A 14,561-nucleotide genomic window follows, 5' to 3' on the forward strand; every position below is an offset into this window, starting at 1 on the left:
GATTATGAAATAAAGATAATCATCAGAAAATAAGAATCATGAAGAAATGTTTGCTTCTTGGAAGTATTTGGCTTCCAAGAAGCAAACTTATAATAAACAACATAACTAAATGAAGAGAACATATTTATTACTTTTGGCTGGAATGCTCTGTACTCCAGCCGCCTGGGCCGACGGCAAGCTGGGAGGATATTTCTACCAGCAGCAAGCTGCGCCTACGGGATGGGAATGGCAAAGTCCTGATTCCGTGGCTGTTAACAAGCTGCAACCGCATGCCTGGTTCTTCTCGTTCAGAAACATCGAGGAGGCAAGAAAGGTTTTGCCGGAAAACAGTTCCTACTGGAAATCACTCGATGGCATGTGGAAATTCCACTGGGCTCCGAATCCGGATGAAAGACCAAAGGATTTCTTTCGCACCGACTATGACGTGTCGAAATGGGATGACATCAAGGTGCCGGTAAGCTGGAACATGGCTGGGCTGCAGAGAAACGGAAAGAACAAGTATGGAGATCCGCTCTATTCCAACCAGCGCGTCATCTTCCAACACTCCTGGCAGCCGATGAACGACTGGAAGGGTGGAGTGATGCGTACACCGCCTAAAGACTGGATGACCTACCGCAACCGCAACGAAGTGGGTTCCTATCGCAGAAACTTCACCGTGCCTGCCGACTGGAAGGGACAGGAAATCTATCTCAACTTCGACGGCGTGGATTCCTTCTTCTATCTCTATATCAACGGCAAGTACGTGGGCTTTTCAAAGAACTCACGAAATCTGGCAGAATTCAACATTACACCTTATTTAAATAAGGAGGGTGAAGAAAACACCGTGGCCGTAGAAGTTTACCGCCATTCCGACGGATCCTTCCTCGAAAGTCAGGACATGTTCCGCCTGCCGGGCATCTTCCGTACCGTGGCACTTACCGCCAAGCCTCAGGTGCAGATCAGCGACATCAAGGCGATTCCAGACCTTGATGACACCTATACCAACGCCAAACTGCATATTACAGCCCAGCTTGAGAACCTCTCCCAAAAGGCCATCAAGGGCTATACTATCCAGTATTCGCTCTACGCCAACCGTCTTTATTCCGACGAGAACACCCTGCTCAACGGCGTTACCGCATCGGCTAAGCTGGAAGGCAAGTTGAATGCGAAGGGAGAAATCAACATCGAAGCTACACTCGATGCAGCTAACAATGTGAACCTCTGGAGTGCTGAGGCTCCTCACCGCTATACATTGGTGGGCGAACTGAAGGATGCCAAGGGCAGAACCGTTCAGACATTCTCTACCTACGTAGGTTTCAGAAAGGTGGAAATCAAGGATACGCCTGCCGATAAGGACGAGTTCGGACTTGCAGGAAGATACTACTATCTGAACGGACAGCCTATCAAGCTGAAGGGTGTAAACCGCCACGAGAACAATGTTCAGACAGGACACACCGTAAGCCGTGAACAAATGGAGCACGAGGTGTTCCTGATGAAGCGCGGCAACATCAACCACGTGCGCAACTGCCACTATCCTGATGCGCCTTACTGGTACTATCTGTGCGACAAGTACGGCATTTACCTGGAGGACGAGGCAAACATCGAGAGCCATCAATATTACTACGGCAAGCAGAGTCTATCTCACGTTCCTGAGTTCCGCAATGCCCACATCGCCAGAAACATGGAGATGGTTCACGCCACAATCAACCATCCTTCGGTGGTTATCTGGAGCTTGGGTAACGAGGCGGGTCCTGGAAAGAACTTCGTTGATTGCTACAATGCCATCAAGGCCTACGATACCAGTCGCCCTGTGCAGTATGAACGCAACAACGACATCGTGGATATGGGTTCCAATCAATATCCGTCCATCGCCTGGGTGCAGGGAGCCGTTCAGGGCAAGTATAATCTGAAGTATCCGTTCCACATCTCGGAGTATGCGCATTCCATGGGCAACGCCTGCGGTAACCTGATAGATTACTGGGACGCTATCGAAAGCACCAACTTCTTTATGGGTGGAGCCATCTGGGACTGGGTTGACCAGGCGCTGAACAAGCAGGATCCAGCCACAGGAAAGACCTACTGGGCCTACGGCGGCGACTTCGGAAAAGACAACAAGCCAAACGACGGCATGTTCTGCATGAACGGAATCATGCGCCCAGACCTTACCCCTAAGGCTCAGTACTACGAGGTGAAGAAGGTTTACCAGAACGTGGGCGTCAAGGCCATCGACATGAAGCAGGGACAGATTGAAATCTTCAATAAGAATTACTTCGAGCCGCTGAAAAACTATCAGATCGTCTGGTCGCTCTATCAGGACGGCGTATGCGTGAAGAAGAATCAGCCACTGCAGGGAGCCAAGAACATCGTGGGTCCACGTGAGAAGGGCATCTACACCTTGCCTTACGACTATGCGAGTCTGGACCCAAAGAGCGAGTACTTCGTTACCATCCAGTTCCTGCTGGGCAAGGACATGCCTTGGGCTTCCAAGGGCTATGTTCAGATGGAAGAGCAGTTGAGAGTGAAGGGTGCTGATGTTGCCGCTCCGTCTATCGCTGCCGTTACAAAGGGTGGCAAGGCGATGAAGTATCAGCTGGATAAGGCTGCGAAGCGTGCCAATATTACGGGCGAGAACTTCCAGGTGGCTTTCGATTTGAACACCGGTGCCATCTACAGCTTGAAGTACGGCAACCAGGTAATCATCAAGGATGGCAATGGCCCTCAGCTGGATGCTTACCGTGCACCTACAGATAACGATGCTGGAATCGGCTACCACAATGCATGGTTCCGAAACGGCTTGTATGACCTGCAGCACGTGGTGAAGAGCTGGACTTGCACTCCTAACAAGAAGGATGGAACCTACAAGCTCGACTTCACCGTGGAAAGCCAGGGCAAGGAAGGATGCGATGTGAACTATGGCAATCGCGACCGCGACCCAGAGTCTTGCTACAATTTCGAGAAAAACAAGCACGCCTTGACTGATGCTGACCTGAAGTTCACTTCGCGTCAGATTTACACCATCTACAAGGATGGTTCCATCGAAATGCAGAGTGCCATCGGTGCCAACCGCTCGAAGGTGATTCTGCCTCGCATCGGATATTCTATGGTTTTGCCAAGCGAACTGAATCAGTATGATTACTACGGCCGTGGACCAGTGAACAACTATAACGACCGCAAGACCAGCCAGTTTATCGGTTGGTATCATAGTCCGGTGGCAGAGCAGGGCATCATGCTTCCTAAGCCTCAGGCACAGGGCAACCGCGAGGAGGTTCGCTGGTGCGCCGTTACCAACAGCCAACAGCAGGGCGTAGTATTCATCTCCGACAGCACCATGTCGGCTTCGGCTCTTCCTTGGAGCCAGCAGGAGTTGACTTTGGCGGCTCATCCATACCAGTTGCCTAAGAGCAGCGGAACCCATCTGCACCTGGATGCGAAGGTTACCGGACTTGGTGGTGCAAGTTGCGGCCAGGGTGGTCCATTGACTCCAGATCAGGTACGCAGCACTCCAACCACCTTCGGTTTCATCATCCGTCCAGCCGTGAAGTCAGAGCTGGGTAACCTGGTGAAGGTTTCTGCCACAGGCAGAGAGATGGCGAAGGAGATGATGCAGAAGATGAAGCAGAACCAGCAGAGCGCCGGTTTGCAGATTGCCTTTGCTTCGAGCCAGGAGCCTGATGAGGGTGATGCAGCTTATTTGGTAGATGGCGATCCTTCAACCTTCTGGCACACGATGTATTCCATCACTCTGGCGAAGTACCCTCACTGGGTTGACTTCGACGCCGGTAAGGAGAAGGTTATCAAGGGCTTCACTTATCTGCCTCGCCAGGATGGTTCGCTGAACGGCTGCATCAAGGATTACGAGATTTACGTAAGCAACGACAACAAGAATTGGGGCAACCCAATCTTGAAGGGTAAGTTCGAGAAGAGTGCCAAGCTTCAGAAGGTGATGTTCGGTAAGCCAGTGAAAGCCCGCTACGTTCGCCTGCGTGCCTTGAATGAGCAAAATGGTCAGGATTACGCTTCTGGCGCAGAATTTACTTTGGTTACAGAATAATCAACTAGAATTAATTACAAATAATCAATTCTAGTTCAATAAAAAAGAAGAGGCTGATGCGATGTGCACCAGCCTCTTTTTTTATTGAAGTTTTTTATGAAAGATTTTTTTGAATATGTTCTGCTATTACAAAATCTTATGATACAATGCGATGATATCCTCCTTGCTCACCTCGCGTGGGTTACCTGGAGTACAAACATCGGTGATAGCCTGTTCTGCAAGGGCAGGGATGTCGGCCTCTGTGATTCCCAACTCGCTGAGGTGCTGAGGAATACCTACCAGCTTAGACAACTCCTCGATAGCGTTGCAAGCAGCCTCGGCTGCCTCCTGATCGGTCATACCGTCCTTGTAAACACCCACTACCTTGGCAATCTGAACATACTTAGGAACGCTTACCTCCATGTTGAAACGCATCACGGTAGGGAGCAGGATAGCGCAAGCCACTCCGTGAGGAACATCGTGCAAAGCACTCATTGGGTGTGCCATACCATGGTCAACGCCCAAACCTACATTAGAGAAAGCCATACCGGCAATATACTGAGCCACAGCCATACCGTTGCGACCTTCCGGGTTCTTAGGATCGTTCACTGCGATAGGCAGATACTTGTGAATCATCTCGATAGCCTTAAGCTCGAACATGTCGCTCATCTCCCATGCTGCCTTGGTAATCAAGCCCTCGATGGCGTGAGTCATCGCATCCATACCGGTAGCAGCAGTGAGACCCTTTGGCAGAGAGTACATCAGCTCAGCATCTACGATAGCTACGGCAGGAATATCGTTAGGATCCACGCAAACCATCTTCTGCTGGCGTGTCTCGTCGATGATTACATAGTTGATGGTAGTCTCGGCAGCAGTACCTGCTGTGGTAGGAAGCGCTACGATAGGCAAGCACTTGTTCTTGGTAGGAGCCACGCCCTCCAGGGAAACGATGTCGGCGAACTCTGGGTTTGTTACCACCACGCCGATGCCCTTGGCTGTATCCATAGAGCTACCACCACCAATGGCGATGATGAAATCAGCCTCAGCCTTCTTGCATGCCTCAATACCGGCTGTAACGTTAGAAACGGTTGGGTTTGGCTTCACGTCGTCGAAAACCTCGTAAGCAATGTTAGCCTCGTCCAAAACGTCGAGCACCATCTTGGCTACACCGAACTTCATCAAGCCCTTATCTGTTACAACCAGAGCTTTCTTCCAGCCACGGCTAGCTACTACTGTAGGGAGTTCTTTACGGGCACCAGGACCGAAATAAGACACTTCATTGAGAATGAATCTGTTTACCATAAATGTTTCTGTTAATTAAGATTATTAATATTGTTAATATTTGGTTGATTAAATTAATTGTTTAAGATGCAGCAAAGATACTGCTTTTCTTTGATACCGCCAAGTTTTTCTAGTTAAAAAAACAAAGTAGGTCAATCTTTAGGGATTATTCTCAAAAAATGGGGTAGAAATGGGAAAGAAAAAAAAGTTAAGGTTCAGAATTCTGAACCTTAACTTCAACCATATTGTTTCTTAAATTCCGTCTTATGCATTCACCACGTTGATGGGCTTTCCTTGGATGAAAGCCTCAACATTGGCAGCCACCTGCTTGTTCAGTCGCTCGCGTGCCTCGTAGGTTGCCCAGGCAATGTGAGGAGTAAGATAAGCATTAGGCTCATTAAACAGCGGATTCTCCTTCGAAGGAGGCTCCTGTTCCATCACATCAGCACCATAGGCGCCCAGACTTCCGGAATGAAGGGCTGCAGCAACGGCAGTCTCATCTACCAGGGCTCCACGACCCGTATTAATCAGAATGGCCGTATCCTTCATTTTCTCAATGTTCTCGGCATTGATGAAATGATAGGTATCTTCAGAAAGCGGACAATGCAGCGAGAGAATATCGCTCGTGGAAAGCAATCCCTCCTTGCTAACCTTCTGGATCCACTCTGGCAGAGAACAGGATGGCTTGCTGGTGCAGGCACAGATGTTCATACCAAACTGGCGGGCGATGTTAGCCACCTTCATTCCGATATTTCCTAGTCCCATGATACCGAAGGTCTTGCCGGCAAGCTCCAACAATGGAGTGTCCCAATAACAGAAATCCTTGTTGTAAGCCCAGCGCTCATTACGGTTCTCCTGGGTGTAATGCTCTACGCGGTTGGTAATGGCAAGAATCAGTGCGAATGTCATCTGTGCCACACTATCCGTGCTGTAAGCCGGAATGTTGGTTACAATGATGCCCTGCTTTTTCGCTGCCTCGATGTCCACCACGTTGAAGCCCGTAGCCTGAATACCGATGTACTTCAGTTTTGGAAGTTGCGCCAGGGTCTCTGCATCCATCTGTACCTTATTCAATAAGATGATATCTGCATCCTTCGCACGCTCCACCTTTTCCTCGTCAGAGGTTCGTGGATAAACCACTACTTCGCCAAGCTGCTCCAGGCGATGGTAATCCAAATCGCCTGGGTTGGCTGCATATCCGTCTAAAATTACGATTTTCATCATAATTGTATATTATTCATTCATCAGATAGTTCTTGAACGAAGCAAAGTCCTTGGTCATCTGGATGCTCTTCTTCTCGCCCTTCATGAACTCAGCAAGGCGGGCTGGAATCTCAATGTCTGTACCGAGAATGCTGTCTACCTTCTCCTTGAACTTAGCTGGGTGAGCAGTCTCCAGGAATACACCTACCTCGCCTGGCTTCAACTGTTCCTTCAATGCCTGATAGCCACAAGCACCATGAGGGTCAAGTACATACTTGGTTTCATTGTAGCACTTCTTCATGGAGTCTGCAATCTGATCATCCTTATAGGTTGCACCACTGATGTAGGCAGCAATGGCATCGTGGTCGCCCTTGTAGAGGTCGTAGATACGGGCGAAGTTAGATGGATCACCCACATCCATGGCGTTGGCAATGGTCTGCTTGCTAGGCTGAGGATTGTACTTGCCAGTTTGTAGATACTCATAGAAGATGTCGTTGGCGTTGTTGGCTGCGATGAAGCGGTGGATAGGCAAGCCCATCTCATGACCGAAGAGTCCGGCTGTGATGTTACCGAAGTTACCGCTAGGCACACAGATTACCAACTTGTCGGCCAAACCCTTCTCCTTCATGCGGGCGTAGGCGTTGAAATAGTAGAATGCCTGAGGCAGGAAGCGGGCCACGTTGATAGAGTTGGCAGAAGTCAGCTTCATGTGCTTGTTCAGCTCCTCGTCCATGAACGCAGATTTCACCAGTGCCTGGCAGTCGTCGAACACGCCATCCACCTCAAGGGCAGTGATGTTCTGACCCAGTGTAGTAAACTGGCTCTCCTGAATCTTGCTCACCTTGCCCTTTGGATAGAGCACGTAAACATGGATTCCCTCCACGCCGAGGAAACCATTGGCTACGGCAGAACCCGTATCACCCGATGTTGCTACGAGCACGTTCACTTCCTCCTTGCCTTCTTGGCGTACGAAGTACTGAAGCAGACGAGCCATGAAACGGGCACCCACATCCTTGAAGGCGAGGGTAGGACCATGGAACAACTCCAGCGAGTAGATGTTTGGCTCCACCTCAACCACTGGGCAGTCGAAAGCCAGGGTGTCATAAACAATCTTCTTCAGTGAATCAGCATCCACATCCTCGCCGAAGAAGGCGTCAGCTACCTTGTAGGCAATCTCCTGGAAGCTCAGCTTCTCGATGTTATCGAAGAAGTCCTGTGGCAACTTCTTGATGATTTCAGGCATATAGAGACCTCGGTCTTCTGCCAAACCCTTAACTACCGCCTTGTGCAAATCGGCGATTGGTGCTTTCTTATTTGTTGAATAATATTTCATAATTGTAAGTGAAGAGTGAAGAACGAAGAGTGAAGAATTCAAATGTCATGATTCTTATTTCTTTGTCCATTCACGATTTTTTTCTTTGTTTATATCTCTTTATGAAGAATTAGAGTTTTTTCTGAGTGAAGAATCCCATGCCTTGATACATTTGAATTCTTCACTCTTCACTCTACGTTCTTCACTTTATTGCCATAAATGCGTTCATGAAGTCCTGCAACTGCAGCAAGCCGTAGCTTCCGCTCACGCAACTCTCCTCATCGTATTTCTCTACGCTATCCGGCTCAATGCCTGGATAATAGATGATGAAAGGCACCGGCTCCTTTACGTGGGTGCGAATCTCCACAGGAGTAGGATGGTCAGGCAATACGGCGATGCAGACAGGTTCATCCCAGGTGCTTACCTCGTCGAAGATAGGCTTAATGAGGCGCTGGTCAAGATTCTCGATGGTCTTGAGCTTCAGCTCCAGGTCGCCATCATGTCCAGCCTCGTCGCTCGCCTCTACGTGAACATACACGAAATCATCGCCATCCTTCAAGGCCTGGATAGCCGCAGCCGCCTTGCCCTCGTAGTTGGTGTTGGCAAGACCCGTAGCCCCCTCAACGATGATGTTGCGGAGACCTGCATAATGACCGATGCCACGAATCAGATCCACTGCCGAAATCACGGAACCCTTCTTAATCTGCGGATACATCTGCGAGAGAGTGAGCATGTGCGGACGGTAGCCGCCGCCCCAAGGCCAGATGATGTTGGCCATGCGCTCGCCACGCTCCTTGCGTGCCACGTTGAAAGGATGGTTCTCCAGAATCTCCTGACTCTTCAGAATCAGTTCGTTCAGAAGGTCGGCAGTCTGCTGTGCACTCATGCGATACTCGTCGCTCAGTGTGCCGCCATTCTCAGCCACATCTTCGGCAGGAGTCTTGTCACTGTTGCCGGCAAGCAGAGCAGCATCAACGCCTTCCATCGGCTTCACGAGCAGGGGTTTCCATTCCTCGTTCGGATGGTCGTGAGGAGGTGCGCAATCCACATACTTGTTACCGCCCTTGATGATAAGCAGATGGCGATACTGAATGCCCGTGATAAACTTCACGATGCCCGGATATTGGCTGGCGAGCTTCTCGTTCAGATACTTGATGAGCATATCAGCGTCTTCCGTCTCCAGGTTGCCGCCGTTGTGGGTTACGATGATGCCGTCGTTCACATTGATGATGTTGCAGCGCAGGGCGAAATCGTTCGGACTCATCTCGTAGCCGATGCTGGCAGCCTCCAGCGGTCCGCGTCCCTCGTAAACCTCATTCTGGTCGTAGCCCATGATTGAGCTGTTGGCTACTTCAGAACCCGGATGGAAACCATCTGGCACGGTAACGAGTCTTCCTGTCTTGCCCTTCTTGGCAAGCATATCCATATAGGGTTTGTTGGCGTACTGAAGCAAGGTCTTGCCACCCAGTCTTTCCACTGGGTGGTCGGCCATGCCGTCGCCTAAAATGATAATATGCTTCATAATTGTTATCCTTTATTGATTGATACGACTGAATTATACGTTGGCGATACTCATGATGTTGGCGAATACACCGGCAGCAGTTACGCTGGCTCCGGCTCCGTAGCCCTGAATCATCATAGGGTACTCCTTGTAGCGCTCGGTGGTGAGCAATACGATGTTGTTGCTGCCCTCCAGGTTATAGAATGGATGCTCCGGCCCCACAGCCTGCAGACCTACAGAAGTCTTGCCTCCATCGAGAGTGGCAACGAAACGCCAGCGTTTGTGCTCCAGGTCGAGTGCCTTACGCTTGGCCTCAAAGTCAGCATCGAGCTTAGGAAGTTTCTTCCAGAACTCGTCAAGGCTTCCCTTGAAGAACTCATCCGGCACGAAGAGATTCTTCTCTACATCTTCCTGTTCTACGCGATAGCCTGCCTCACGGGAGAGGATAACGAGCTTGCGAATCACGTCCATACCACTGAGGTCGATACGTGGGTCTGGCTCACTGTAACCCTTCTCCTTCGCCAGTTTAACGGTCTCTGAGAATGGAACCACGCAGGAAATGGCGTTAAAGATAAAGTTGAGCGTACCCGAGAGAACCGCTTCAATCTTAAGGATTTTATCACCAGAGTTGCGCAGGTCGTTGATGGTTCCGATGATAGGAAGACCAGCACCTACGTTGGTCTCGAAACGGAATACCACGCCACGCTGGATAGCAGTCTTCTTCAGCTTCTCGTAATTCTCATATTCGCTGGAAGCCGCAATCTTGTTAGCTGCAATAACACTCACGTTGTGCTCCAACAGACTCTGATAGAGGGAAGCTACATCCTTGCTCGCCGTACAGTCTACGAATACGCTGTTGAAGATGTTCATCGCGAGAATCGTATCGCGGAGCAACTCCGGACTGCTAGGAGCCGACTGCTTCAGCTCTTCCTGATAAATCTCCAGATTGAGTCCCTCGCGGTTAAAGATGGCATTCTTGGAAGAAGCAATACCCACCACGTTCAGTTTCAGCTTGCTGCGCTCCATGAGGTCGGCATACTGATTCTTGATCTGTTCGATGAGCTTGCCGCCCACTGTACCCACACCGCAGATAAAGAGGTTGAGCACCTTGTACTCCGAGAGGAAGAAGCTATCGTGTAACACATTGAGCGACTTTCTCAGGAAATCACTCTTTACTACGAAAGAGATGTTGGTCTCAGAAGCACCCTGTGCGCAGGCAATCACGGAAATACCGCTACGTCCGAGCGTACCGAAAAGCTTACCGGCAATACCGGCAGCATGCTTCATGTTTTCGCCCACGATAGCGATGGTAGCCAGTCCGCACTCTGCGTGCATTGGGAACATGGCACCGTCGGCAATCTCGTTCTTGAACTCATTGTTCAATACGCTCACAGCCTCTTCCACATCCTGCTCACGTACACCGATAGAGGTGGAGTTCTCGGAAGAAGCCTGAGAAACCATGAACACAGAGATGCCCTCGTTGGCGAGAGCAGTGAAGATACGGCGGTTCACACCAATCACACCCACCATGGAAAGACCGGTGACGGTGATAAGGGCGGTTCCGTTGATGGAAGAAATACCCTTGATAGGCTTCTGGTCGGCATCAATCTTGTTCTTGATGATGGTACCAGGAGCATCAGGATTGAAGGTATTCTTCACTCTGATAGGAATATTCTTGACGCAAACTGGGTAGATGGTAGGAGGGTAGATGACCTTTGCACCAAAGTTGCAAAGCTCCATCGCCTCAACATAACTCAGTTCGTTGATGGTATAAGCAGATTTGATGACACGTGGATCGGCAGTCATGAAGCCATCCACATCCGTCCAGATTTCGAGCACCTCGGCATCCAAGGCAGCAGCAATGATGGCAGCGGTGTAGTCGCTACCACCACGACCCAGATTGGTGGTACGCTCCGTGTTTTTGTCGCGGCTAATGAAACCCGGTACGAGAGAAATGCGAGGCAGCTCGGCAAAAGTTTCCTTTACCAGCTTGCAGGTCAGCTCACTGTCAAGCGTGTGCTTGCCCTTGCCATTGATGCGCTCGGTCTTGATAAACTTGCGAGAATCAAACCATTTGGCGCCACGGATCAGGGTGGCAACAATCTTCGAACTGAGTCGTTCTCCATAACTCACGATGGCATCCTGAGTCTTCTCGCTGAGGTCGTGGATAAGATACACACCGAAGTAGATGCTCTTCAACTGCTCGAAGAGGGCATCAACTGCTTTAAAAAGATTTTCTCTGTCTGTTGTGTCGGTGATGATCGTATCTATCATCTTGTGGTGGCGATCAACCATGGCGTCGAATTCGACTCTCCACTGTTCATCACCCTTGAGGGCAAGCTGAGAGGTTTGCAAGAGTTTGTCCGTGATACCGCCAAGCGCGCTCACGACAACCACTACACTCTGTTTCTTTGCCTCATTCTCAACGATACGTTTCAAGCTGAGGATGCTTTTTACGGAACCAACAGATGTTCCGCCGAATTTTAATACTTTCATACGTTATTGAATTTTGCGTTGGTAATGTAATGCCACCCCCGAAACGACCGGGGCCGTAGCAAAACTTGAGGGCAAAAGTACGAATTTTCTATCAAACTGCCAAAGAAATCAATGAAAAAGTTGCAGATTGTAGATAAAAATCCTTGTTTTTCGAAGATTTACAGACATTATCGTCTTCTATACATTATTATATTATAAGGGATGCAGAAAAATATTCCGAAAAAGTTTGGAGGTTTCGGAGAAAAGCTGTAATTTTGCGGATGGTTTTTAAAATAAAAATAGATAGAACAAATATAGATAAAAGTACAAAGAATGAAGTATTTACTGTTTTCAGATATCCATGGCTGCTTGCCAGCCCTGGAGAAAGTGCTCGATTTCTTCGAGCAGGAGAAGTGCGACATGATGTGCATCATGGGCGACATCATCAACTATGGTCCCCGCAACCGCATTCCCGAGGGCATCGACCCTAAGGGCATCGTGGAGCGGCTGAATGCCCTTGCTGATAAGATTGTGGCCGTTCGTGGCAACTGCGATGCGGAGGTAGACCAGATGCTGCTCGATTTCCCTATTATGGAGACTTACGCCCTGCTGGTAGACAACGGCAAGCGCTATCTCTTGACCCATGGCCACGTATACAATAAGGAGAACATGCCAAAAGGTCCATACGACTGCATCATCTACGGTCATTCCCATCTCTGGGAACTATCGCATAACGAGAAGGGGCTAGGCATCGTGAACACGGGCAGCATCACCTTCCCGAAGGGCGGAAATGTACCAACATTCGCTACTTTGGAGAATGGAAAATTCACCATGTATCATCTGGATACGTGCGAAGTGCTGGCAACAATGGAAGCATAAACTTGCCGCTCGGCACTTTCATAAAGATAATCGTAAATTTTAAAGTTCAAATTTCAATTTCAAAGTAAATGATTCAAGAGTATCAGATAAGAATTCTGCCAGAACAGGCAGCCAGCGAGGAAGGCATCAAGTGCTATCTCGCCAAGGAGAAGGGGCTGGATGTAAGAACACTGAACCAGGTGCGCGTACTGAAGCGCAGCATCGACGCCCGCCAGCGCACCATCTTCGTCAATCTGAAGGTGCGTGCCTACATCAACGAATATCCACAGGACGATCAGTATGTGCATACGGAATACCCGGATGTGAGCTCCAAGCCGAGAGTCATCGTGGTGGGAGAGGGACCTGGCGGACTCTTTGCCTCCCTGCGACTCATCGAACTGGGCTATCGCCCTATCGTCCTGGAACGTGGAAAGGACGTGCGTGAACGCAAAAAAGACCTTTCCAACATCACTAAAACCCAGAAGGTGGATGGCGAGAGTAACTATTGCTTCGGCGAGGGTGGAGCTGGTGCCTACAGCGACGGCAAGCTCTACACCCGCAGCAAGAAGCGTGGCAGCGTAGACAAGATTTTGAACGTGTTCTGCCAGCACGGCGCCAACACGAATATCCTTGCGGATGCGCACCCACATATTGGAACCGACAAGTTGCCCCGCGTCATCGAGAACATGCGCAACACCATCATCAATTGTGGCGGCGAAGTGCATTTCCAGACCAAGATGACCAAGATGATCCTGGAAGGTGACCGGGTGATTGGCGTGGAGACCATCAACCTGGCAACGGGTGCCGAGGAAACCTATCGGGGTCCTGTCATCCTTGCCACCGGTCATAGTGCCCGTGATGTCTATCGATATCTGGCATCTAGTAAAATCGAGATAGAGTCCAAGGGAATCGCCGTGGGCGTGCGACTGGAGCATCCATCCCAGCTCATCGACCAGATACAGTATCATAACAAGAACGGCAGGGGCAAATATCTTCCTGCAGCCGAGTATAGCTTTGTTACCCAGGTAGATGGACGTGGCGTGTATAGTTTCTGCATGTGTCCTGGCGGTTTCGTGATTCCAGCGGCAACGGGACCTGAGCAGCTGGTGGTAAACGGAATGAGTCCGAGCAATCGTGGCACTGCCTGGAGTAATTCGGGAATGGTGGTAGAGACGCATCCTGAGGATGTAGCCCAATTCGTCATTGACCATGGTATTCCGGGTTCTGATTCGGCAGGGGCTTCTCATCTCACCGCAGAGGATTTGGAGAAAGACCCATTGGCGATGATGTATTTCCAGCAGATTGTGGAGAAGCAATGCTGGCAGCAGGGCAACATGAAGCAGACTGCACCGGCACAGCGCATGGCCGACTTTGTGAACAACCGCCTGAGTTACGACTTGCCCAAGAGCAGTTATGCGCCGGGCTTGATTAGCAGTCCGCTGCATTTCTGGATGCCAGGTTTCGTATCCAAGCGATTGCAGGAAGGTTTCAAGACCTTCGGCAAGAATGCGCATGGTTTCCTCACGAACGAGGCCACATTGATAGCCATGGAGACCCGAACTTCATCGCCTGTGAGAATAGTCCGCGACCGCGACACTCTGCAGCACGTACGCATCCAGGGCTTGTTCCCTTGTGGCGAAGGCGCCGGTTATGCAGGCGGCATCGTTTCTGCTGGTGTAGATGGTGAGAGATGTGCAGAAATGTGCGCAGAATATCTCACATCCGCTACATTGTAGTAATTAAACGGATGCGGAAACTTAAGTTAACCCATAAACTTCAATTTACCAAATAAGGTTGCCAACCCCTCAAGAAGAGCACTGGCAACCTTATTTTTATATTTTCTTCTTTTTTTCTATTTCGTTTTATTTCTTTTCTTTTTTCTTCTACATCATCATGCGTAACTTTTCCTTAGTTAAAGCCTGC

Annotated in this window: 8 protein-coding genes; 3 read left to right on the plus strand and 5 right to left on the minus strand. The window is 49.8% G+C overall.

Annotation, left to right across the window (positions count from 1 at the left end; translation table 11 throughout):
• Positions 1 to 109: 109 nt before the first annotated feature.
• Complete coding sequence (locus tag KUA49_RS09780) at positions 110 to 4,030, plus strand: glycoside hydrolase family 2 TIM barrel-domain containing protein (protein ID WP_218411472.1); 3,921 nt, start codon at positions 110 to 112, stop codon at positions 4,028 to 4,030.
• A 126-nt stretch (positions 4,031 to 4,156) separates the two neighbouring features.
• Here KUA49_RS09780 and fucO read toward each other — a convergent pair whose 3' ends face one another.
• The 5 genes from fucO to thrA all read right to left on the minus strand — a co-directional run bounded on the left by fucO (position 4,157) and on the right by thrA (position 11,801).
• Positions 4,157 to 5,311, minus strand: coding sequence for a lactaldehyde reductase (gene fucO / locus KUA49_RS09785; protein ID WP_218411471.1), 1,155 nt, complete (start codon positions 5,309 to 5,311; stop codon positions 4,157 to 4,159).
• A gap of 243 nt (positions 5,312 to 5,554) precedes the next feature.
• The gene (locus KUA49_RS09790; protein ID WP_218411516.1) at positions 5,555 to 6,511 is read right to left on the minus strand and encodes a D-2-hydroxyacid dehydrogenase; all 957 of its coding nucleotides are present in this window, start codon (positions 6,509 to 6,511) and stop codon (positions 5,555 to 5,557) included.
• 12 nt (positions 6,512 to 6,523) lie between these two features.
• Positions 6,524 to 7,825 carry a threonine synthase gene (thrC, locus tag KUA49_RS09795; RefSeq protein WP_218411470.1) on the minus strand — a complete coding sequence of 434 codons (1,302 nt, stop codon included), beginning with the start codon at positions 7,823 to 7,825 and terminating at the stop codon, positions 6,524 to 6,526.
• A 181-nt stretch (positions 7,826 to 8,006) separates the two neighbouring features.
• Positions 8,007 to 9,326 (minus strand): cofactor-independent phosphoglycerate mutase, encoded by a 1,320-nt coding sequence (locus KUA49_RS09800; RefSeq protein WP_218411469.1) that lies wholly within the window; start codon positions 9,324 to 9,326, stop codon positions 8,007 to 8,009.
• Positions 9,327 to 9,359: 33 nt separating this feature from the next.
• Positions 9,360 to 11,801, minus strand: a complete 2,442-nt coding sequence (gene thrA, locus KUA49_RS09805) for a bifunctional aspartate kinase/homoserine dehydrogenase I (RefSeq protein WP_218411468.1) — start codon at positions 11,799 to 11,801, stop codon at positions 9,360 to 9,362.
• Between the two features lie 312 nt (positions 11,802 to 12,113).
• On the opposite strand from thrA, the gene yfcE reads away from it, so the two are divergent.
• Complete coding sequence (yfcE, locus tag KUA49_RS09810; protein ID WP_218411467.1) at positions 12,114 to 12,659, plus strand: phosphodiesterase; 546 nt, start codon at positions 12,114 to 12,116, stop codon at positions 12,657 to 12,659.
• Positions 12,660 to 12,727: 68 nt separating this feature from the next.
• Positions 12,728 to 14,374 carry an NAD(P)/FAD-dependent oxidoreductase gene (locus tag KUA49_RS09815; RefSeq protein ID WP_218411466.1) on the plus strand — a complete coding sequence of 549 codons (1,647 nt, stop codon included), beginning with the start codon at positions 12,728 to 12,730 and terminating at the stop codon, positions 14,372 to 14,374.
• Positions 14,375 to 14,561: the final 187 nt, after the last annotated feature.

This window comes from Segatella copri, from assembly GCF_019249655.2.
In the GTDB taxonomy this organism is placed as follows: Bacteria; Bacteroidota; Bacteroidia; order Bacteroidales; family Bacteroidaceae; genus Prevotella.